23 protein-coding genes, 1 tRNA gene and 1 pseudogene are annotated in these 18,979 nt (G+C 67.4%); 12 read left to right on the top strand and 13 right to left on the bottom strand.

Going from position 1 to position 18,979, the window contains the following annotated elements; all coding sequences use genetic code 11:
- Positions 1-2: 2 nt before the first annotated feature.
- On the bottom strand, positions 3-380 hold the full coding sequence (locus DQ392_RS03730; protein WP_114014021.1) for an SCO3933 family regulatory protein: 378 nt from the start codon (positions 378-380) through the stop codon (positions 3-5).
- Between the two features lie 179 nt (positions 381-559).
- On the opposite strand from DQ392_RS03730, the gene DQ392_RS03725 reads away from it, so the two are divergent.
- Positions 560-1,339 carry a GntR family transcriptional regulator gene (locus DQ392_RS03725; protein WP_245981164.1) on the top strand — a complete coding sequence of 260 codons (780 nt, stop codon included), beginning with the start codon at positions 560-562 and terminating at the stop codon, positions 1,337-1,339.
- A gap of 413 nt (positions 1,340-1,752) precedes the next feature.
- Positions 1,753-2,586: a hypothetical protein gene (locus DQ392_RS33980; RefSeq protein ID WP_181856263.1), complete on the top strand. Its 834-nt coding sequence runs from the start codon at positions 1,753-1,755 to the stop codon at positions 2,584-2,586.
- A 310-nt stretch (positions 2,587-2,896) separates the two neighbouring features.
- Here DQ392_RS33980 and DQ392_RS03720 read toward each other — a convergent pair whose 3' ends face one another.
- From DQ392_RS03720 to DQ392_RS03705, 3 genes are all read right to left on the bottom strand, one after another.
- Positions 2,897-3,772, bottom strand: a complete 876-nt coding sequence (locus tag DQ392_RS03720; protein ID WP_181856262.1) for a DUF4238 domain-containing protein — start codon at positions 3,770-3,772, stop codon at positions 2,897-2,899.
- Between the two features lie 816 nt (positions 3,773-4,588).
- Positions 4,589-4,891 (bottom strand): hypothetical protein, encoded by a 303-nt coding sequence (locus DQ392_RS03710; RefSeq protein WP_114014018.1) that lies wholly within the window; start codon positions 4,889-4,891, stop codon positions 4,589-4,591.
- Positions 4,881-5,420 carry a bifunctional DNA primase/polymerase gene (locus DQ392_RS03705; protein ID WP_245981176.1) on the bottom strand — a complete coding sequence of 180 codons (540 nt, stop codon included), beginning with the start codon at positions 5,418-5,420 and terminating at the stop codon, positions 4,881-4,883. Before DQ392_RS03705 ends, DQ392_RS03710 begins: the two co-directional genes overlap by 11 nt.
- 254 nt (positions 5,421-5,674) lie before the next feature.
- Between DQ392_RS03705 and DQ392_RS03700 the strand changes: the two genes are divergently transcribed.
- A complete protein-coding gene (locus tag DQ392_RS03700) occupies positions 5,675-7,066 on the top strand; it encodes a helix-turn-helix domain-containing protein (RefSeq protein ID WP_114014016.1) in 1,392 nt (463 codons plus the stop codon).
- Between the two features lie 191 nt (positions 7,067-7,257).
- Here the strand turns inward: DQ392_RS03700 and DQ392_RS03695 are convergent, their stop codons facing one another.
- Positions 7,258-8,193 (bottom strand): phosphotransferase family protein, encoded by a 936-nt coding sequence (locus DQ392_RS03695; protein ID WP_114014015.1) that lies wholly within the window; start codon positions 8,191-8,193, stop codon positions 7,258-7,260.
- A 117-nt stretch (positions 8,194-8,310) separates the two neighbouring features.
- On the opposite strand from DQ392_RS03695, the gene DQ392_RS34290 reads away from it, so the two are divergent.
- Positions 8,311-8,372 (top strand) — tRNA-Ser (locus DQ392_RS34290).
- A gap of 76 nt (positions 8,373-8,448) precedes the next feature.
- Positions 8,449-8,739 (top strand): 2-phosphosulfolactate phosphatase, encoded by a 291-nt coding sequence (locus DQ392_RS36375; protein WP_484421971.1) that lies wholly within the window; start codon positions 8,449-8,451, stop codon positions 8,737-8,739.
- A 137-nt stretch (positions 8,740-8,876) separates the two neighbouring features.
- On the opposite strand, the gene DQ392_RS35010 is transcribed toward DQ392_RS36375, so the two are convergent.
- The 5 genes and pseudogenes from DQ392_RS35010 to DQ392_RS03670 form a co-directional block, all read right to left on the bottom strand.
- Complete coding sequence (locus tag DQ392_RS35010) at positions 8,877-9,224, bottom strand: hypothetical protein (RefSeq protein WP_245981163.1); 348 nt, start codon at positions 9,222-9,224, stop codon at positions 8,877-8,879.
- 1,113 nt (positions 9,225-10,337) lie between these two features.
- A complete protein-coding gene (locus DQ392_RS35760; RefSeq protein ID WP_281272951.1) occupies positions 10,338-10,472 on the bottom strand; it encodes a hypothetical protein in 135 nt (44 codons plus the stop codon).
- A 168-nt stretch (positions 10,473-10,640) separates the two neighbouring features.
- Positions 10,641-10,865, bottom strand: a complete 225-nt coding sequence (locus DQ392_RS03680; RefSeq protein WP_114014013.1) for a hypothetical protein — start codon at positions 10,863-10,865, stop codon at positions 10,641-10,643.
- 349 nt (positions 10,866-11,214) lie between these two features.
- A pseudogene (locus DQ392_RS03675) lies at positions 11,215-12,084 on the bottom strand (universal stress protein); the annotation flags it as partial.
- 243 nt (positions 12,085-12,327) lie between these two features.
- Entirely contained in the window at positions 12,328-12,567 is a 240-nt protein-coding gene (locus tag DQ392_RS03670; protein ID WP_114014011.1) for a chaplin, read from the bottom strand.
- A gap of 263 nt (positions 12,568-12,830) precedes the next feature.
- Between DQ392_RS03670 and DQ392_RS03665 the strand changes: the two genes are divergently transcribed.
- The 5 genes from DQ392_RS03665 to DQ392_RS03645 all read left to right on the top strand — a co-directional run bounded on the left by DQ392_RS03665 (position 12,831) and on the right by DQ392_RS03645 (position 15,798).
- A complete protein-coding gene (locus tag DQ392_RS03665; protein ID WP_114014010.1) occupies positions 12,831-13,232 on the top strand; it encodes a rodlin in 402 nt (133 codons plus the stop codon).
- Positions 13,233-13,568: 336 nt separating this feature from the next.
- A complete protein-coding gene (locus tag DQ392_RS03660) occupies positions 13,569-13,805 on the top strand; it encodes a chaplin (RefSeq protein WP_027735637.1) in 237 nt (78 codons plus the stop codon).
- Between the two features lie 172 nt (positions 13,806-13,977).
- On the top strand, positions 13,978-14,577 hold the full coding sequence (locus DQ392_RS03655) for a chaplin (RefSeq protein ID WP_114014009.1): 600 nt from the start codon (positions 13,978-13,980) through the stop codon (positions 14,575-14,577).
- A gap of 393 nt (positions 14,578-14,970) precedes the next feature.
- Positions 14,971-15,249 (top strand): hypothetical protein, encoded by a 279-nt coding sequence (locus tag DQ392_RS03650; RefSeq protein WP_114014008.1) that lies wholly within the window; start codon positions 14,971-14,973, stop codon positions 15,247-15,249.
- A gap of 138 nt (positions 15,250-15,387) precedes the next feature.
- Positions 15,388-15,798 carry a rodlin gene (locus tag DQ392_RS03645; RefSeq protein WP_114014007.1) on the top strand — a complete coding sequence of 137 codons (411 nt, stop codon included), beginning with the start codon at positions 15,388-15,390 and terminating at the stop codon, positions 15,796-15,798.
- An 88-nt stretch (positions 15,799-15,886) separates the two neighbouring features.
- On the opposite strand, the gene DQ392_RS03640 is transcribed toward DQ392_RS03645, so the two are convergent.
- Complete coding sequence (locus DQ392_RS03640; protein ID WP_245981162.1) at positions 15,887-16,282, bottom strand: hypothetical protein; 396 nt, start codon at positions 16,280-16,282, stop codon at positions 15,887-15,889.
- Between the two features lie 336 nt (positions 16,283-16,618).
- On the opposite strand from DQ392_RS03640, the gene DQ392_RS03635 reads away from it, so the two are divergent.
- Positions 16,619-17,119 (top strand): DUF5949 family protein, encoded by a 501-nt coding sequence (locus DQ392_RS03635; protein ID WP_114014005.1) that lies wholly within the window; start codon positions 16,619-16,621, stop codon positions 17,117-17,119.
- A 210-nt stretch (positions 17,120-17,329) separates the two neighbouring features.
- Here DQ392_RS03635 and DQ392_RS03630 read toward each other — a convergent pair whose 3' ends face one another.
- Entirely contained in the window at positions 17,330-17,812 is a 483-nt protein-coding gene (locus tag DQ392_RS03630) for a carboxymuconolactone decarboxylase family protein (protein ID WP_114014143.1), read from the bottom strand.
- Positions 17,813-17,930: 118 nt separating this feature from the next.
- On the opposite strand from DQ392_RS03630, the gene DQ392_RS03625 reads away from it, so the two are divergent.
- Entirely contained in the window at positions 17,931-18,446 is a 516-nt protein-coding gene (locus DQ392_RS03625; RefSeq protein WP_245981161.1) for a MarR family winged helix-turn-helix transcriptional regulator, read from the top strand.
- An 18-nt stretch (positions 18,447-18,464) separates the two neighbouring features.
- Here the strand turns inward: DQ392_RS03625 and DQ392_RS03620 are convergent.
- Positions 18,465-18,979 (bottom strand): Hsp70 family protein (locus tag DQ392_RS03620; protein WP_147266487.1); only part of this gene is annotated, 515 nt, incomplete at its 5' end.

Below are 18,979 nucleotides of genomic sequence, written 5' to 3'. Positions count from 1 at the left end.
AGTCACTGTCCGGCCCCCTTCCCGGGCGCCGTCGCCGACGAGCCGGAGCCGGACGAGGCCGCCGGAGCCGTGAGGGGCTTGATCTCGGTGGCGCGGAACGAGACGCCGTGTCGCCCCTCGTTCTCCCACGGCGTGGCCACCAGGTCGCGGACCTGAACGGGCACCCCGTTCTGCACACCCGACGGCTCCCCCGGCACGTTCACCGTGACGACGTCGGCCGACCTCCCGGACATCAGGCAGAGGCCCACCTGATAGACGGTCTGGCCGGTGTCCCGGTCGACGCGAATCTGCCCGGTCTCGCGGTTGGCGATGCGCGGCGTAGGGGCAACGGCGCAGATGATCCCCGTGAACTTCGCCGTATCGATCGGTAGAGCTACCACTGTCTGAACTCCTTGTCTCTCGCACCCGGAGGCCCTTCCTCCAGGTTGCTTAACAACCCGTAGTACGGGTTGCGCGAGTCCAGAGTGGCCACCCGTAGTACGGGTTGTCAACCGTGTTGGGATGAGAGACGCTGTCCCCGTTCGGAGACGATTCGTCTCCGGATCAAGACAGCAGAGGCTTGACCAGCGATTCGGGGAGTCAGATGTCATCGCAGAGGGCCAGCGATCAGCAGAAGCAGCCCAAGTACCGGCAGATCGCTGACTACTTGCGGGCCGGCATCATGGACGGCACTTACCCATCGGGCCAGCCACTGCCGTCAGAGGAGACGTTGGCGAAGCAGTTCAGCGTCACGCGCCCGACAGTGCGGCAGGGCATCGCCGAGCTACGAGCTTCCGGCTTGGTCGAAGTCATGGCTGGCCGCGGCGGCTTCGTCCGCTCCCCCCATAGCCGCCCGAGCCTGACGCGCCCACGCGGCGTACGCCGGGAGCCCGACGGTCGATACGTCGAGGCAGACGGCATGCGTTGGACCAACGCCGAGGAGCCCACGGCCACCCGAACAGACGCCCCGGTCGCCCTAGCGGACCTTCTCCGCGTGCCACCGGGAGAACCGCTGTTCACGTATGACGTACTCCAGACCGCGGAGGGGAGTCCGCTCCGCCAGCTCCACCGGACGTACGTGCCGTTCTCCGTACTGGTCGGCACCAAGTTCGAGGAGGAGCCCCCGCCTCCCGCGCCGGACCTGTACCGAGCCTTGACCGCCTTGGGTCATGAACTTCACTTCACCGAGTACGTCCGCACTCGCATGCCAATGCCGGACCAAGCTGAGTCCCTGCGCCTGCCGGATGGCGTCCCGCTCCTCCAGCTCCTCCGGGTCACACGCAACTCTGAGGGTCAACCGCTCGCTCTGGAAGAGCTGCATCTACCGGGCGACGACTTGGAGTTGACGTATCTTCTCTGACCGGATGTGGTTCAGACTTTCTCTACGTCTTCAAGGCGCCTCGCTCCGCTCGGCGCGCGCGGCCCGGCGGTGCCGCGCCGCCGCTCCTGTCTCCGCCCCGCTCCGGCACACCCCCGCCGCGACGCGCGGCAGCAGCGAGCCGGCACTTGAGGTCAGAGAGGGCTACGTCGTGGCTGGGGCGGTCGGCTCCACGGCTTTAGGCAGCCACTTTGGCGCGAGCCTCGAAGATCAGGGGGCCGATCGGGCACTACGCGGGCAGGCAGAGGCTGCCCGATCCGCTGGCGAGCGTAAGGCCCCCTGATCTCTCGCGCCAAAGCAGCTCCAGCCCAAAGCCGCTCCACCGACCTCGTACCACTGGCAGAATCATCAACCCCGCCCGGCCAGGTTTGCGAGAGCGAGAGAACTTCACCCAGATGAACACGGCAGAATTTTCCGAAATGATTGATTACTACCTGAGTCAACTAGCCTCACGAAATGAGCATCATCGATTTGAACGACTCTGTACAGAAATTGCACGACGCCGCATTGCCACCAATTTCCTGGTGGCTACTGGCCCGGTGAGTGCAGGCGGCGACGGAGGAAGGGATGCAGAAAGCTTCGAGAGTAGTCTTCCGTACGAAGTCTCCACGTGGTTTTCTCTCCGGGCTACCACCGCAACTGTGGCCTTAGCTTGCAGTCTAGAAAAAGAGTACGTCAAAAAGATAAAAAGCGATGCGACAAGGATCGCCGCATCTTCGGATCGGAGGTTCGACCGGATCGTATTCTTCTCCAGTCAACCCATCCCATCCGGCAAGAGAATAGCTCTCAGTAAGGAACTATCCCTCGACGGATGCACGCTAGCCATCTGGGATCGCACTGCAATCTCTCGCGCCCTATCGGAGCCGGACCTGCATTGGGCGGCTCAACATTACCTGGATGTCCCGGCAGAGTTGGTGGAAAGTGTGCAGCCGACAGAAGATCCGGACGGTGATGCGATGGAAAATATATACTACGTGCCAGGACAGGCACTCGTGGATGTAATCCAAACTGCACTGGCGATACCGAAAAGCGAAAGCAGCTCCATTCCCATCGAGTTAATCGAGAAACAGCGCCGATACGCGGCCTTGCATCTCGCGCTAGACGGACTTCCTCTCACTAGACAGCACGCTTATGAATTGAGCCGAAAAAGCGACGAAGCGGCAAATGAATTGCGCAACGCAGGAAGCTCCGGCGCAGAGGCGCTTAGGGTAATGAGGCTTCTCGACTAGCAATTCTGGAAAATGGTGCCCACCACCGCAAACGAGCCGAACAACTCCGAATCGGATCCAGTGCAGCAACGAAGTACAGCAGCAACAGCCGCCCCTGACCGGCAGTCCATCTGACGGGCATCACGGAAACCTCTATGACCCCCGCTGACTGATATTTTTGGAGATTGCAAACTGAACATGCACCCTCCGGTCAGCCCCGCACCACAGCGCACCAGAACGCACGATGGCCCCCGGTCAACAGCAGTTACCTGCCCTACTCTCGCGCGCCAAAGCCGCTCCACCGACCGCGTGATCACGTGCACCTAGACAGTTATTCTTCGATCGGCGGCGCATACCGATCAGTACCGATAGTTTTCGCGAACTCCCGCTCGAAAGAAAAGGAATTTTGGCTGGAGATTACGAACCGGGACGCCATGAAGACTTGGGCAGAGTTCTCACTCTGAACCATTTCCTCAACTAGTGCTACCGGCGAAATTTTACAGTCGAAGCGAGAGATATTCACATTATGCCATGCCCCCTCGTCGGGATAGCAATACATGATCACATCTGGGGCGAGTGGATATACTACGTAAGCGTCTTTGCTGAGATTCCCAGGCTTGACCCACATTCGGTTGTCGGACGTCCTGAAGGCCAACGGGTTATCGGACGTTACGAAGCGTGCCGAAGTTTCATTTAAGGCAAAAACCCAAGCACACCTGCTCATGCGGTCGGCAAACCGGGAGATCAGATCGTCACTCCAGAGTACTTCAGCATGGAGAGACCTGATCTCCTCATCGGAGCTAACTTCATATCCGTGTAGCGCAGAGAAGGCCACCAAAATAGAGCGAGCGTCAGCCGTCCGCAAAGATTGAAGGGCCAGGAAAAGGCTGACTATTTCTCGGTTCACATCTGGCACAGGTAGCGAATCGCCCGGATTCCCGTGTCGAATCCATTCGAGCCATTGCCCCGTGATTGCGGATACTTGCCCTTCAAGGTCCGCAAACTGCCTCTCCAGCTCGACCGGGTCGTAGCCATGCTCAGCCAACTCGGGCAGTAAGTAGAAATTCGTCTCAGCGGCTATAGCTTTCGGCTGCGTTCGGAACACCCTATCACTGGTCTTATCCCAGACCCACAAGCGTTCCACTGAGTCAACGAATCGACGCAGATAGAATTGCGGAACATAATGGTGAAGCTTCGGGTCGCCCACACCGCTCCCCTCGCCGTCAACGCAAGTCAGCGTGATGGTACGAGCCGTATCCACGACCAGCAACGGGGTATTACCGGCCGATGCGGTTGCCGAAGGCGGGGACGGCCGGGCGAGTCCCAGCCGCGTCGGGTCCCTCCAGAGTCGCGTGCGCCCCGCCCGTAGGTCGCAACGAGAGGCCCAACCCAGCCTGTCCGCCAGCGCTGCACCACATCCGCACCAGATGCGCACCAGAACGACCGGCGAAACGCGGTCAACAGTGGTCATCACGCAGCGCCCAGCGCCTGCTCTCGAAGCACCATCCGCCCAGCTCAGCGCTCCAACTCCTCCTCAGCCACCCGTGGTTCCCAAGCTCATAGCTCAGCCGAAAAGAAGGTGGCCCGTCTTTCGGCTCGGGCTGCGGCGCTGGGCGCCGGTCCCGGCCGACGACGAGCCACCTGCACTGCTTGGCACGCTTGTTCACCGAACCGAGTTAAGCCGCTGAACTGTCAGCAGCCCCTCCCAGCCCAGGCCGGCCATCTTCCCGCCACGCCATCTCAGCCATCAGCCCACTCGTCAGCATGTCGGCCAGCAGCCGTGCCGCGTCCGGCCTTACCGCACCGAGATTGACGACGCCGTCCCCGAAGACGTTCACGTCTGCCTTGAGCCCCGGTAGGTCCACCTCCAGACCGACCGCGCGCAGCATCTCCGCGAGGCCATCAGCGCCACGCTTACCCTCCGCCCAACCGCGTACGTAAGCCACACCTGGGGTGAGGCAATCCGCAGGTCGCGCGCATACGCCCATGGGGTCCGTCACGTCGTCCACCTCATCCGCTCTGCTCAGTCGTTCCGCTGCTGACGGCTGTTCGTGCCCGTGCCCGGCACGTCGTACGTGCTCTCCAGTGCCCGCCGCAGCAGCTCCGTCAGTCGCTCCGCCGTCTCCGGCGCGATGCGGCCGAGTTCGATCAGCCCGTGTCCGAAGGCATTCAGGTCGGCACGCAGGTACGGGAAGTCGCGTTCCATCCCGGCAGCGATCAGTACGTCGCGAAGGCCCGAGACCGCGTCGCGCGCTGCGTACCATTCCTCGCTGTCGATGGGGGACCAGCTCGCGCTGTCACCGCCCTGCTCGTGCTCAGCCGGCATGAGTGGCCTCCCCGTCCGTGGAGGCAGCAGACTGTTCGCGACCGTAGCGGTCGGCCCGAGCCACCACGGACGACGCGGCCACAAACATCGCCGCCAGTGCCGTAATCCGTGCAGGAGACGCCTCCGGGCGTCGTATGGGAGCCCGAAGCCAGATGTGGCGGTCTCCCGTCAGCGGCATCGGTCCGGGGACGACCACCACGGAGCCCTCTCCCAGGTAGCGGTACTCCGGCGCTTCGCCCGACGACTCCTGCCGCACCATGCGGCTGAACGGGTCACAGGCCCAAGTGGGGACGAAGAAGCCGACCTTTTCGGATGCACGGTCCGCCATGACGGGCCCAAGCGGCATTCCGTGACGCTGGAGCTGGTCGAACGTCTCCAGTCCGATCCGCTGTCCGACAACCACGACGTCGAAGAAGCGCCCGGCGGGTAGCGCGCAGGGGCGCCTGGGGTCAACCGCCCAGTACTCCCTGCACACTTCCGGGTCATCGGACGCGTGGGAGATCCACTGAAGTCCCCTTCTTGTCATCATCTGCACGGCGAGTCACCTCAGTTGGTCCAAGCTCAGCCTGTTGGCCTCGCTGGAACCACCTTGGGCTCTACCCCGCTGAGCTGGGCAGATGACGAGAGGTGACGAGGGGTGACGTGCTCCCAGCATCCGCGTCACCCCGGAGCACCTGGCGACGCACCCAACCATCTGGGCATTACGAGCAGACAACAGCCGCCCACATTCCGTAAGTTCGGAGAGGCGCACAGGCCGACCTACGCGAACGGCCGTCTGGGGAGGTGATCAGCACGGAAGCGAACCGATCCTGCGGCGACCTTCTCCGCGAGGCTCGCAAGGCCCGCGGATGGGGCCAGCTCCGGCTGGTCAGCGAACTGCGGCAATGCGCGAAGCGCCATGGGAAAGCACTCCCGTCCGATGCCAGCGTGAAACGCCGCATCGCGACGTGGGAAAACGGGCACAGCGTGCCTGACGAGTTCTACGGGGCGCTGCTCTGCGAAGCGCTGGGCATTGCTCCCGCCGAGTTGGGGCTGAGCAACGCAGGCCAGGATTCCCGGTTGATGGAGACACGCTACCCGCCGAGCCCGGAGGACGCGTTTCAGACCGTCAGCCAGTTGTGGCGTGCAGACTTGCACGGATACGAGCCACTGTTGCTCTCCGAGGCATCAGAGCACGCGTGGAGCGAGGCGTCCTTGCGATGGCTGGTCGCACCCGAGCCGTCATTCCCCTCTACAGTCCGTGCGACTGGCACCCGGGTGGGCCTGGCCGACGTAGCGATGATCAAGACCACCAGCGACATGTTCGCCGCTATGGACGACCGGTTCGGGGGCGAACACGCGCGACAGGCCGTCGTCCAGTACCTCAGCCAGGACGTGTCGCCGCTGCTCACGGGTCAGTACACGGAAGCCGTCGGCCGAGCCCTGTTCTCCACCGTCGCGGAGTCCACGCTGCTGGCAGGTTGGATGTCGTACGACGCGTGCCATCACGGCCTGGCTCAGCGGTACTTCCTCCAGGCGCTCCGCCTCGCCCAGGACGGCGACGACCGCCGGCTGGCGGGGAGCATTCTCTCCGCGATGAGCCACCAGGCCACGTTCCTCGGCAACTACACCGAGGCCGCGACGCTCGCCCGTGCCGCACGTATGGGAATCGCGGGAGTGGCGACACCGACGCTGACGGCCCAGTTCCATGCGATGGAAGCACGCGCGCTGGCTCGTACTGGTGACGCCCGCTCGTGTGAGCTTGCCCTGAGCGAGGCCACCAGAGCGCTGGAAACCCGCAACAGCGGCGACGAGCCGGAGTGGATCACCTATTTCGACGAGGCCGAGCTGGCAGCCGAGGCCGCCCACTGCTTCCGCGACGTGAACAGCGCACGCCGAGCAGTAGCCCATGCCGAGAACGCCATGAGCGGCAGCCCCGTAAGGAGCGACTTCTTCGCGACGATGGTCCTTGCCGATGCGCATCTTCGGGCCGGAGATCCCGAGGAGGCATGCCGCGTAGCCCTTGATGCGCTTGACCTCGGCGAACAGCTCAAGTCAGCGCGATGTGTCAGCTATCTCGCCGAGTTTCGACAGCACCTTACGGAACCACGTGAGACCGCTGTCGTACGGAGCTTCCGTGAGCAGGCAGCGGAACACCGGCTGTGGCTGGCGGCCGGAAAGCTGGCTGAGCCGTAGAGGGCTGCTACCTCTTGCAGCTCCGGCAAGAGGTGAGCCCCATTTCTTGGGCCCGCGCTTCGGGCATCGTCTCCTGACCCCCGTATGTCTTCTGCTTGCCGTTGAGGTGCGGACAGGCCGAATCAGTGTGGTAGCTCTTCCGGTACTCGCCGATGCGAACGTGGACGTCTGCCATAAGTGATCACCTCTCGTCAGAACGGCTTCCAATCGGCGCGGCTCGCACCCGACCGGAGAGTCTTCATACGCCGCGCGAATTCCTCCGCCGACTCCTTGCTACTCGTCACCTGGTGTCCGAGCCACAGCGTCATCATCAGCTCGCGCACGTCGGCCAGTACCGGGTAGCCCGGCCAGTTCATGAGGTCGAAGCCGTAGTGGTGCACGAAGGACTCGTACTCAGCCCGCGTGTGCCAGCCGAAGCGCTCGTAGTAGAGCGAAGTGAGGACCAGATCCCACTCCCGGGGAGCCAGCGCGAAGCCGTCGAGGTCGATGAGGACCGCGCGTCCGCTCCGGTCGCGGAGGCAGTTTCCGACGTTGGCGTCTCCGTGGATCATGCCGAAAGGTAGTACGAAGTCCAGACGGTCGTACGCCTTGGTCAGCTCTCCGGCCCGCTCCTCAAAGAACGTACGGTCTGCGTCCGCGACGCTGTCGAGCGTACGCAGCGAGTCCCAGACCTTGGCGAACGGATCGAAGTACGGCAGCCCGAGCGACTTCGGCTCCTCCAGCCAGTGCAGCCGCTTCAGCAGGTCGGCCAGCTCGTCCAGGCGGGCGTACTCGACTTCGTCCTGGAGGTTCTCCCAGTAGGTGACGACCCGGCCGCGGATCAGGACCGGCTGTTCCACGTCACTCAGCACCCGGGTGGCGGGGAAATCTTCCGTCTCCAGCCACCGTGCGACGCCCACGGCCCGTTGCATCTCTTCCAGGGCCTCGGTGTCTCGCGCGATCCGGACGACCACGGGAGCGGTCGACAGCCGGTACACGGCGTTGGACCCGAGCCGCAGCAGCTCCGCTCCCCCGGAGTCGAGGCCGGCCGAGCTGCACGCCTCCCGGAGAACCACGCCCCCACTCTCCTCGGTGAACTCCGTTACCCGCGCACTCGACTCGCCACCGTCCGACCCATCCGAGACCATGGCTACGACGCTACCGGCCCCGTCGCGAACCCGGCAGGCCGTTCACGTAGCAATGGCGTAATGATCTTGGTCATCCGGCGCGAACTACACCTCTCCCCCGCAGGTCAGCGTTCGCCCGCCGCCCGGCGCTTCCGTGGCCTCCGGAGCCGTGTGCGCAGGTTCGAATCCTGCCGGGGGTACTTCGACTGAAGTGCTGAAACGCCCTGTGACCAGGTTGGATGCTGGTTGCGGGGCGTTTGTCGTGTGGGCGGGCGGATGCTGTGGGACGTCGCCGCTGGGATGCGCAGCGCGCGCGATCGTGATCAGCTCGGACTCCCGTTTCGTCGGCGTCGCCGGGCTTGTATCGACGTCCCGTCCGTGGCGGTCGTGGTCGACCTCATGCGCGCTTTCGCGATCGCCTTCCGGGCTCTTGCCCAGGGGGTGGGAGAGACTGCTCTAGCTGAGTCGCTGGACGAAGCCCTGGCTCTCACGGCAGCACATCCCGGTCGCGTGGCGCCCGAAGACCGGCCGACCGCACCCGGCTTCGACATGGTCAACGGCCGATGAAGAGCTGACGGAGGGTGTGCGTCAGCGCGTCCATGCTGATGACGTCTTTCTCTCCCGTTCGCCAGTCCGCGGCGCCCGTCTTGAGCAGGAGCGCGTAGATGCTCTGTACGGGGCGCTCTGCCGGGTCAGCAGGCGGCTCACAGCGAATTGGGGCTGTGTGACGGTTCGAGGTTCGTGTGTCGATCCGCGAATCCAGTCGACGACGTCGGGGAGGCCGAGGTTGAACCGTGTCTCGGTTGTGCCGCCGTACAGCTCACCGAAAACTCCGCACCCGTACCAGCGAGTGAGTTGTCCTGCGCACCCGCGGTTTTCGCGTCCTTGCCGGCGAGGGCGAAGGTCGCGGCCGGCGGAATCAGTTGTGCGCCGTACGGCAGGAAACGCGTATCGAAGACGAACTGCTGGCGCAGAAATGTGGCGGCGGGATCGAAGCCACCGACGACATCGGGCGCGTATCGGCGGTAGTCCTCCAGGCCCAGCGCGAGCATGTCCTTGAGCTTGCAGCCGCGAGCATGTCCTTGAGCTTGCAGCCGATACGCGGCAGGCGGTCGCCCTCGTCCGTACCGGCCGGCTCTGCCTCTCGACGCCGCCGCTCGGCGGTGGCGAGGAGCGTGACCGCCTGGAGGAAGTCGTGTTGGAGACCTCTCGCAGGAGGCGTACCCGGGTGCTTCCCAGGCGGAGCGGCACTCATGCCAGTAACGCCCCGCACCGCACCTGCTCACTGGTGACCGCGCGCCCTCGAACGGCCTGCACTTGAAGCAGACTTTTCCGCCGTATCGAGCAGCCGAGCAGCATGACGGTCCCGATCGGGTTGAGGGAGACCGAGGTCAGCAGACTCGCGAGATGGCGTCAGGGCCAGGGTCAGACCCAGCCGCGCTGGAACTCGGCAGCTGGATGTTCCCCGCCTCGACCGACCCAAAAGATCCCGCAAGGACCGCTTGTCGATGCAGAAGGTCTCGGTCGCCACATGTCCTCCTCGTGCAGCACAACACGTCCGTCGGCGCTCGGCCGCAGGCTCCCAGTGCGCTCGGGCTCCCCGATGCCTGTCCCCGCCCGACCCACCGGTTCCCACCCGACCCACCGGCCCGTACTCGCCCTCCCCCGCTGTCCGAGCTTCGGTTCTCCAGCCTCCTTCTCGGTGATTTTGGTGACGCCCGGGAAGGCCAGCGGCACCGGTCCCTGCCGTGCGCGCAGACGCGCGCCGCACGGAGGTGCCGGCTCACCTTCTCGGAGTACGTTCCGGGGCCCGGCAGCACAGCGGCGGGTTGGACGCTCAGGCACCCGGCGTGGGGTGGAGCAGAAGCGTCCCGGCGCTCGGGGTGTGCGGCTGCGGTCGGACGGAGGCGCAAAGGGCGAGAACAGGGCAGGGAACATCTCTTCGGCGGAGGGCGCGAGTTGGCGCACGTGTCCCGGCACGGTGGGGCGAGGACGGTCCGGCTGACGGGGCACACGTCAGCGGCCGCTCAGCGTGGTGTCGGTGAGGCGGGTGTCGGGAAGCGCTCGACGGCACGGAAAGAGCCGGGTGCGAGGTGCCGAAACGGGGCCGGAGTATGCGTCATAGTCGTGGAAAGACCCCTGATCACACGCATGGAAGCTCGGTTTCAGCCGGCCGGGACGGTCGGGCGGGGGTCGTCCTCAGCCACCGAGGCATGGGAGCGCTGACTGATGTACCCCGCCCTTGCTGTCTGGCCCATCACCGTCACTCTGGTCACCGCGCTGGTGGCCTTCATCGTCATGACCGTCCTTTCCCTGGCAGGCACCCAGCCCGCCGACCGGCCCGCGATCCTCCAAGCTCTCGCCGATGTCCTCCGCGCCTTCCGGGGCCGGGAGAGAGGGCGGGTGCGGGGACAGGATCGGGGCCGGGGTCGGAGTGGGCCTCGCTGAACCGCTCACCGTCAGAGCGGTCAGGGCGCGGGTTCCTCCTCGGCGTCGGCCACCGCCTGGAGCTGCTGGACGTATCCCGGCGTCCAGCCGGTGACATCGGCGACGGTGGTGTGGACGCCGGTGGGGTCGTCAGGGTCTCGGAGGAGGGCGACGGCCTCCGCCTGGAGGTCGAGGCCCGCCGCGTTGAAGGCCTCCTCCGCCTCGTGGTAGCGCTTCGCGGCCAGTTCCAGCTTTGCGGTGTCCATGGAGGAATGGTCGCTTACGGGACGCCGGGGGGCCAACGTACCCGCGTCGCCGCGCGGGGCGACTTCGACGCGTGTTTCCACGCACCTTCGGGCTCTCTCCTCGACCCGCCAACCCGTGGCACGGGAGGCGACCTCCGCAAGCAGCGGGCCTCGTCGGCGGCGTTCAGTCCGCGGGCCCCCCACCGCGACCGCCATGACCGTCATGACCGCCACCGTCACGCCCCTCATTGCCATGACCCTCACCGTCATGGCGGTGCCACCGGCCCGCCCCTCGCGCACGGTGCCCCTCGTGCCCGGCTCCGTGCCCGTGGCTGTGTTCATGCCCATGTCCCCGACCGTGCTCGCGATGCGCCCGTACGACCGCCACCGGGCACTCGGCGTGGTGGAGGACGGCCTGGCTGACGGAGCCGAGGAGCAGCCCGGTGAAACCGCCGCGGCCGCGGGCGCCCACGACGAGGAGTTGGGCGTCCTCGCTCGCCGAGAGCAGCGCTTGCCGGGTGTACTCCTGTACGAGGCGCGGCGTCACCGCGACGTCGGGGTACCGCTCCTGCCAGTCTGCGAGGGCCGTGGACAGGACGCGTTCCTCCTCCGCGCGGAAGAGGTCGACGTCGTAGTAGGTGGGCACCTGAATGCCCGGGCCCGCTGCGATGGGGCCGCTCCAGTTGTTCCAGTTGTGCATCGCGACGAGTTCCGCGCCGCGCAGCGATGCCTCCTCGAAAGCCCAGCCGACAGCGGGGTCGCCCACGTCGGAACCGTCCACTCCGAGCAGAACCGGGCCTGTGGGGTGTTTCCTGCCTCGCGTGACGAGAACGGGGCACTCCGCGTGCGCGGCCAGGTAGACGGCGACGGAGCCGACGAGCAGTCCGGTGAAGCCGCCGAGGCCCCGGGTCCCGACCACGACGAGTGCGGCGCCACGGGACTCGGTGGTCAGGACGGAGAGCGGGTCGCCGCTGACGACCGCGTGCGTGACCTCCAGGGCGGGCCGGGAACTCTTGGCCCTGGCGGCGGCCTGTTCGGCGGTCTTGTGGGCGAGGTTGCGCAAGCCGCCCTCCGGCGGGCCCATCACGGAAGGCCCGAGGGGGACCTTCATCGTGGGCCAGACGAACGCGTGGACGACGTGCAGCGAACCGCCGCGGAGTTCGGCTTCCCGCGCCGCGACGTCCACGGCTTCCAGGCTCGACGCTGAGCCGTCGACGCCCACCACAACGGTCCCGGTCACGGCCGCACTCCCTTCCGGGACCGCACGCCGCGGCGCTCCGCCTGCGCACGTCCCGTCTCCAGGGATACCGCCCGCCGTGCCGTACGGCAGCAGGAGTTGACCCGAACGGGCGGCCGGAGAGACCGGGCGACCCCGGACAGACATCTGGGAGGGGGAGGGCGGGCCCCTCCGTGTCGACTCGTTGTGCCGGCCACCCTGCTCCAGGGGCAGACGGGCCGCCGCTGCGAGCGGTGGCGACGGTGGTCAGGCGTGGATGCCGCGGTTCCCGAACGCGGGGTTCAGTACTCCGACGACGTCGAGGGTGTTGCCCACGACGTTCACCGGGATGGTGAGCGGCACGGAGACGTCGTTGCCGGTGACCGCGCCGGGTGAACCGGTCGCGCTCCCGGCGGCTCCGGCGTCGGCGAAGGCGGGCGCCGAGGCGGCTCCGACGGCCGCTCCCGCGGCGGCGAGGGTCCAGGCGGCCTTCTTCGTGGTCTTCATGTGTGCTCCTGGCCATGGTCGTTGGCGGCACCGGCCCGGTGCCGTGGCCTGGTGAACGCGTGGATTCGGGAGCGGGCACGGCCTCGTCGGCGCTTCCGCCGATCGGCCGACGGACCACCCGCGCGGGTGGAGTTGTCACCCGGAACGATGAACCGACGTTTGGCGCGCGTCACTCGTCGTCCGGGTGAACGTGCGCAACCAACACCGTGCGGCTCAGTTGTCCAGTGCGCTCCGCGTCGAGCTCCACTTCAGGAGGACTATCAATGATCAAGAACGCGCTGGCCACGGCCGCCGCCGCGACCGCCATCGTCGGCGTGGCGGCCCCGCAGGCCTCGGCCATCGGCAACGACCACGGCACCACGACGGTGAACGGCAACGGCGCGGCCCAGATGTACGGCAACTCCGCGACCTATGGGAACTGGAGCCCTCAGTTCGCCCTGATCCAGGGTTCGTTGAACAAGCCCTGCATCGGTCTGCCGCTGAAGGGCAACGCCGGCTCGCTGGTGGGCCTGGTCAACGTTGCCGTCCAGGACGTCAACGTGCTGTCCAACCCGCAGAACCAGCAGTGTGTCGAGAACTCCACCCAGGCCAAGGGTGACGAGCCGCTCTCGCACGTTCTCAACGACCTTCCCATCATCTCCGGGAACGGGGAGGGCAACCGCTGAGGCGGTTCTCCGCCGCGATCTGAGGCGGCTTCCCACCGCGACCTGAGCGGAACGCGGGCAACAGGGCCCGGGGCGTACACGCCCCGGGCCCTACGCCCATGTGCGGGTGGTTCCGACGGCGGAACGCACAAGCGTTTCGCCACCCCTTGCGAGTGACGGATACGACGCGGACATTAGGCCATCCGAGGGAGAGACCGGGGAATTCGGCATAACTCGTGTCGTACGGATCGCGGCCTCGTTACGAAGGACGACAGCGGAGTTGCGGGCGATCAGCCAGCACTCGTGGACATACGAAATCCGTGGTCCAGGGAAACCCGCTTGAGAAAGGACTCCCACGTGAAGTACACGAAGGTCGCGACCGTTGCCGCCGGCACCCTGATGGCCCTGGGCACCGCCGCCGCTCCGGCTCTCGCCGACTCGGGCGCCCAGGGTGGCGCCGCGAACTCCCCGGGTGTCATCTCGGGCAACGTGATCCAGGTTCCGGTGCACGTGCCGGTCCAGGTCTGTGGCAACACGATCGACGTCATCGGTCTGCTCAACCCGGCGTTCGGCAACACCTGCGTCAGCGACTGACGCCCCCCGCCCTCGTGTGCGGGAACCAGTTCGGACCGGCTCCGGTGCGTTGGGCGTCGAGCCTGCGTACCGGAGCCGTCCGGTTTCCCACGGTGCGGACCAGGGGGACGTGAAGTTCAGCGTGTCCGCCCCGTCCGCACCTTCAGCAACAGACTGAGAGCAGGAAGAGACCATGCGAAAGGTCTTGAGGAAGAGTCTCCTGACCGCGGCCGCCACCACAGGAGTGCTCGCCAGTGCGGCCGGGTACGCACAAGCCGACGCGGGAGCCGGTGGTGGCGCCGCCGGCTCCCCCGGCGTGCTGTCGGGCAACGCCGTGCAGGCTCCGGTGCACGTGCCGGCCAACGTCTGCGGCAACACCGTCGACGTCGTCGGTGTGCTGAACCCGGCGTTCGGCAACTCGTGCGTCAACGAGCCCTCCGGCCACCACGCGCCTCCGCAGCACCACGAGCCCGAGGAAGAGCCGAAGAACCCCCCGCAGCGGACGGAGGAGGAGCCGCCCAAGCAGGAAGAGAGCACGCCCGAGCGCACTCCTGAGAAGCCCGCCGAACCGGTGGAGGAGCCGCGCGCACCGGAGGCCGAGAAGCCCGCCGTACAGGCCGACGCTCCGGTCGAGAAGGCCGCCCCGCAGGCGGCGCCTCAGCAGGAGGAGAAAGCCCCCGAGATGCTGGCCGAGACCGGCGCGGAAGGCCCCTGGGGCGCCGCGGTCCTCGGCCTCGGCGCGCTGTTGGGCGGCACGGTGCTCTACCGCCGCGCAGCACGGAACCGGGTCTGATACCTCGCGGTAAGGCGTCTTTGAGGAAAAGGCGTGCCTTACGGAAAGGCGTCTCTTCTCGGGAGACATCCCTCTCGGAGAGAGGTCCCCTCGCGGGAAGACGCCGACCCCTGAATCGCGGAACGGCCCCCGGGCTGTTCCGCGATTCTGTGATTCCAGGGTCTCCCGCAGGACCGTAGAACCCGTCCGCGAATCCGGGTCGCCCGCCGTGTTCACGCGTTCTCACATCCGTGGGTTCATCAGTTCGCGAGTTCGCATGTCCAGGGGCGGTCCGCTCTTCGGGGGTCACGTCCGCGCGTCCCTCGTTTCCGGCGGACGAGTTTCCGGCCGACGAGTGGGTCGTTAGCAGGGCGCCCTGGAACCTCCGACATCTTCCGGGAGAAGAAGCACCCCATGAAGTACATGAAGACAGCCGCCGCCCTCGCCGGTTCCGTGATGGCTCTGGGCGCCGGTACACCCGCCTTCGCCGCCCAGCCCGCCGCGGGGCCGAACTTCAGCCTGAACGGCTCCCTCGACCAGGCTCTCGCCAGCGGTGAGCTGCTCGCGCAGCCCCCGGTGGGTGTCGCGGGCCCGCAGGTGGACGCCCTCAAGGACGCCGTGGGCAACACCCTGCGGGACGGCGAGCTGACCAGCGACCAGAATCTGCTGGGCGGACTGCCGCTGACGAAGTGAGCCCGATCGGCCGACCCGGGTTTTCCCCGGTCACGGAATATTCACCATTCAGGTGAAAAAGAACAACTCAGAGGACGGTCGACAGTTGAACCCGGCGTCCCAGACTTCCGCACTCTTCGAAGAGGAACGGTAAAACCTATGATGAAGAAGGCTCTGTCCACCGCCACGGTGGCCGTCTCGCTCGTCGGCATGTCCGCGCTGGCCGCCCCGCAGGCGTTCGCCACCGGCAACGACACCGGCACCACCACGGTGAACGGGAACGGCGCCGACCAGAGCATGGGCAACGCCGCCACCCACGGCAACGGCAGCCCGCAGTTCCAGGCGGTCCAGGGCACCCTGAACAAGCCCTGCGTCGGCCTGCCGGCCGACGTCAACGTCGGCTCCGTCGTCGGCCTGGTCAACGTGGCCGTCCAGGACATCAACGTTCTGCACAACCCGCAGAACCAGCAGTGCTCGGACAACTCGTCGCAGGCCAAGGGCGACGACTCCCTGTCGCACATCCTGGACGACATCTCGGCCCTGTCCGCGAACGGCGAGAACAACAACTGAGCCGGCGGGCCACGCGCCCGTTGCACACCACACGGAAGAAGCCACCGGCACCCTGCCGGTGGCTTCTTCCGTGTCGGCACGGCCGGGGTCAGCCGGGCAACGCCTCGGTCAGGGTGCTGGTCACCGGCCCGACGAGCGGCAGTTCCCCGAGGGAGGCCCCGCGCGCGAGGGGTCCGGTGACGGCCGCGGTGCTCACTGGCTTGAAGTCGGCGACCTGGGTGCCCACGGAGTTGTCCAGCGGGTCCGTTCCGGTGTTGGCCAGCGGGTTGATCTGGAGGTCGTTGACCGTCTCCAGCGTCCTGCCCACCGCCACGCCTGTGCCCCGTGTCGTCTCCCTGACGGGAGCCGACAGTCCCTTGCTGACAGCAGCGGCCGCGGTGCCGCCGCCGCTTCGTGGCGCCTCGCTCCCCTCCGCGGCCATCGCGGTCGGCCCGCCCGTGCCGAGAGCTACGCCGAGGGCCGTGGTCAGCAGTCCAGTCCGCATCAGGACACGGGTACGGCGAGCGGGCGCCTTGTGGCGGGCGTGTGCAGAGTTGAGCATGTGTCACCACCGAGTAGGAGTCGCACGGAGCACGGACACAGCGTCCAAAGACGCGTTGTGACCGTGTAAACGCACACGGTAGTCGAGCCATGATGCGGAGTTCCACCTGCGTCCCGGCCGCGAGTGGCGCCCACGAGGGCCGGAACGACGGACGTCAACGCGGTGGCGACGCACGCGTGAACGAGCGTGCCCCCTGAGGCGTGTTCGCGTCTTCACAGTGGTCATTCAGGGTGATTCCGGGACGATGAACAGCCTCCTGCGCCGCTAGGGTGCCGGTCCATGACTTCCCCCCAGGCCGCCCAGGGCGGCACCCGGCAGCGCGACTTCGGAACCCTCACCGTCCTCGGCTGGGCGGGCGAGTACGGGGACGGTCGGGACATGGCGTTTCTGCTCGTCTACTCGCTCGGCGACGGCGCCGGGGGCCGGGAGGCGACGGTCGCCGCGATGCGCAGACTCGCGGAGGAGGCGGGGCTGCCGGTGGGGACCGAGGCGGTGGACGCGGCCGCGGCGGGACGGCGGTTCCCGGTGACGCTGATCGTCGAGGGCGGCCAGGCGGCGCTGACCATGCCGAAGCTGACAGCCCAGTATCCGGCCCCGCCGGAGTGGGTCGCCGCCGCACGGGAGCGGGGGCGCGTCTACTTCATGCTGGCGACGACGCCGTGGCCGCAAGCCCCCTCGGGCGCCGCGGTGGGCGAGCAGGCACTGAGGGAGTACGTGAGCGAGGAAATGATGTCCTCCGCCGCACACTGCCTGCTGCCCGTACGGACCCTCGCGGGCTGACCACACGGGGCCCGCCCGGTGGCCCGCGGAGTGGGCCGCGACAGGGCCCGCCCGGTGAGCCGCAGAGTTGGGCAGCAGAGCCCACAGGGTGAGCCGCGACGCAGCCACAGGGTGAGCCGCAAAAGGATCCACCTGGTGCGCCGCGTGGAGGCACCGGGCGGCCGGCCCGGCCCCCGCCTGACGGTTCGGCGGGGGGCGGCCGGGCCGCGGTTACGCCCGAGGCTCCATCTGCGGGTCGACGGGGGCGCCGGTGAGCCGGTTGGCCAGCGTGGAGAGCGTATAGACACCGATACCGAGGACGACTTCGAGGGCCTGCTCGAGGGTGTGGCCGTACCCGAGGAAGGTGTCGAGCACCTCGCGGTCGACATCCCCCGCACGGTCGAGCACGCCGTGCGTGAAGACACGAACGGCTTCCAGGCGTTCGTCGGGGAGACGCCGCCCGTCGCGCAGTGCCTCCACCAGCTCTTCTCCGGCACCCAGGGCGGACAGCTTGCGGGTGTGCATCTGCACGCATACCCGGCAGTCGTTGCGGGTCGCGACGGCCAGGATGACGGTCTCGCGGGCGAGCGGGTCGAGGGTGGTGTCCTCGAACGCTGCACTCATCCTCGTGAAGCTCTCCAGGGTGCGCGGGGAGGCGGCCAGGCGCGCCACCGCGGAGGGAAGAAAGCCGAGCCGTCGGCTCGTGGCCTCCATGAGGGGGCGGGAGGCGGCCGGGGCGGTCTGCGGTGTGAGGTCGGTGAACTCGTTGAGCTCGGTGCGCATGGCGGACGTCGCTTCAGGCACGCGGAAATGCCCCCTTAGGGTGGTCAACGTGGTTGTCGAAGAGAAGGTAAACCAGGTTGTCGGTTCTGTCGAGGGAGAACCCTCTCAGCGGTGGGGGTTCGAGCTGCCGTTGCTGCTGTTCGCCGGATTCCGCACCCTCATCGACCAGTTGCACACGGAGCTCGCCGACCACGGCTACCCCGACCTTCGCCCTGCGCACGGCTTCGCGATGCAGGCCATCGGGCCGGACGGGGTGACCGCGAGCGAGCTGGGACGGCGGCTGGGGGTCTCCAAGCAGGCGGCGGGCAAGACCGTCGACCGGCTCGCGGCCCTCGGCTACGCGGAGCGGGTCGCGGACCCTCAGGACGCGCGGCGCAAGCTCGTCCGGCTCACTCCGCGCGGGCTGGACGCGCTGACGCTCTCGGCTGCCGTCTTCCAGGAGCTGCGCGGTCAGTGGGCCGACCGCCTGGGCACCGGGCGGCTGGCCGAGCTGGAGGACGCGCTGAAGAGCGTCGTCGGCCCGGCGGGGTTCCGGCTGGATGCCGCCGGATGGTTCGGCGGCTGACGCACGGCCTCGGGCGCCTCAGCCGCCCGAGGCGGGGCCGCCCTTCGGCTCGTCGCTGCCGGGTTCATCGTCGACGACCTCGGCGTCCACCACGTCCTCCTCGCGCGCGCCGTCCTGCCCTTCGCCCGGCTGCGTGGCGTCCGTCCGGCCGCCGGCGGAGCCGGGGACGTCCTCCTGGCGCTCCTTGGCGCGGGCGTACATCGCCGTGCCGACCCTCTGGGCGGCAGCGGTGGTGCGCTCGACCGCCTGACGCAGCACCGTGGTGTGTTGCGCCGCCTGTGCGGGGTTCTCGGGCGTCTCGGCCAGCCGCGCCCTCAGATCGTCGAGGGCGCCCGCGACCTCGGAGCGGGTCTCGGCGGGGACCGCGCCGTCGTCCGTGTCTGCCAGCAGGCGCTCGGTCTGATGGACCAGTTGCTCGGCCTGGTTGCGGGTCTCGGCGGCCTCGCGGCGCTTGTGGTCCTCCTCCGCGTACTGCTCGGCCTCGCGCATCATGCGCTCGATGTCGTCCTTCGGCAGGCTGGACCCGCCGGTGA

This window comes from Streptomyces reniochalinae, from assembly GCF_003323735.1.
GTDB classification, from domain to species: Bacteria; Actinomycetota; Actinomycetes; order Streptomycetales; family Streptomycetaceae; genus Streptomyces; species Streptomyces reniochalinae.
Note: the sequence above shows the minus strand (reverse complement) of the source record. Positions and strands in the feature narration are given on the sequence as shown.

Bases quoted from the DNA above. Each gene is read 5' to 3' on its own strand.
- DQ392_RS33980 (WP_181856263.1), top strand. From the start codon at position 1,753: ATGAACACGGCAGAATTTTCCGAAATGATTGATTACTACCTGAGTCAA.
- DQ392_RS03710 (WP_114014018.1), bottom strand. From the start codon at position 4,891: ATGCCGGCTGAGCACGAGCAGGGCGGTGACAGCGCGAGCTGGTCCCCC.
- DQ392_RS03705 (WP_245981176.1), bottom strand. From the start codon at position 5,420: ATGATGACAAGAAGGGGACTTCAGTGGATCTCCCACGCGTCCGATGAC.
- DQ392_RS03695 (WP_114014015.1), bottom strand. From the start codon at position 8,193: ATGGTCTCGGATGGGTCGGACGGTGGCGAGTCGAGTGCGCGGGTAACG.
- DQ392_RS36375 (WP_484421971.1), top strand. From the start codon at position 8,449: ATGCTGTGGGACGTCGCCGCTGGGATGCGCAGCGCGCGCGATCGTGAT.
- DQ392_RS35010 (WP_245981163.1), bottom strand. From the start codon at position 9,224: ATGCTCGCGCTGGGCCTGGAGGACTACCGCCGATACGCGCCCGATGTC.
- DQ392_RS35760 (WP_281272951.1), bottom strand. From the start codon at position 10,472: ATGACGATGAAGGCCACCAGCGCGGTGACCAGAGTGACGGTGATGGGC.
- DQ392_RS03680 (WP_114014013.1), bottom strand. From the start codon at position 10,865: ATGGACACCGCAAAGCTGGAACTGGCCGCGAAGCGCTACCACGAGGCG.
- DQ392_RS03670 (WP_114014011.1), bottom strand. From the start codon at position 12,567: ATGAAGACCACGAAGAAGGCCGCCTGGACCCTCGCCGCCGCGGGAGCG.
- DQ392_RS03665 (WP_114014010.1), top strand. From the start codon at position 12,831: ATGATCAAGAACGCGCTGGCCACGGCCGCCGCCGCGACCGCCATCGTC.
- DQ392_RS03655 (WP_114014009.1), top strand. From the start codon at position 13,978: ATGCGAAAGGTCTTGAGGAAGAGTCTCCTGACCGCGGCCGCCACCACA.
- DQ392_RS03650 (WP_114014008.1), top strand. From the start codon at position 14,971: ATGAAGTACATGAAGACAGCCGCCGCCCTCGCCGGTTCCGTGATGGCT.
- DQ392_RS03645 (WP_114014007.1), top strand. From the start codon at position 15,388: ATGATGAAGAAGGCTCTGTCCACCGCCACGGTGGCCGTCTCGCTCGTC.
- DQ392_RS03640 (WP_245981162.1), bottom strand. From the start codon at position 16,282: ATGCGGACTGGACTGCTGACCACGGCCCTCGGCGTAGCTCTCGGCACG.
- DQ392_RS03635 (WP_114014005.1), top strand. From the start codon at position 16,619: ATGACTTCCCCCCAGGCCGCCCAGGGCGGCACCCGGCAGCGCGACTTC.
- DQ392_RS03630 (WP_114014143.1), bottom strand. From the start codon at position 17,812: ATGGAGGCCACGAGCCGACGGCTCGGCTTTCTTCCCTCCGCGGTGGCG.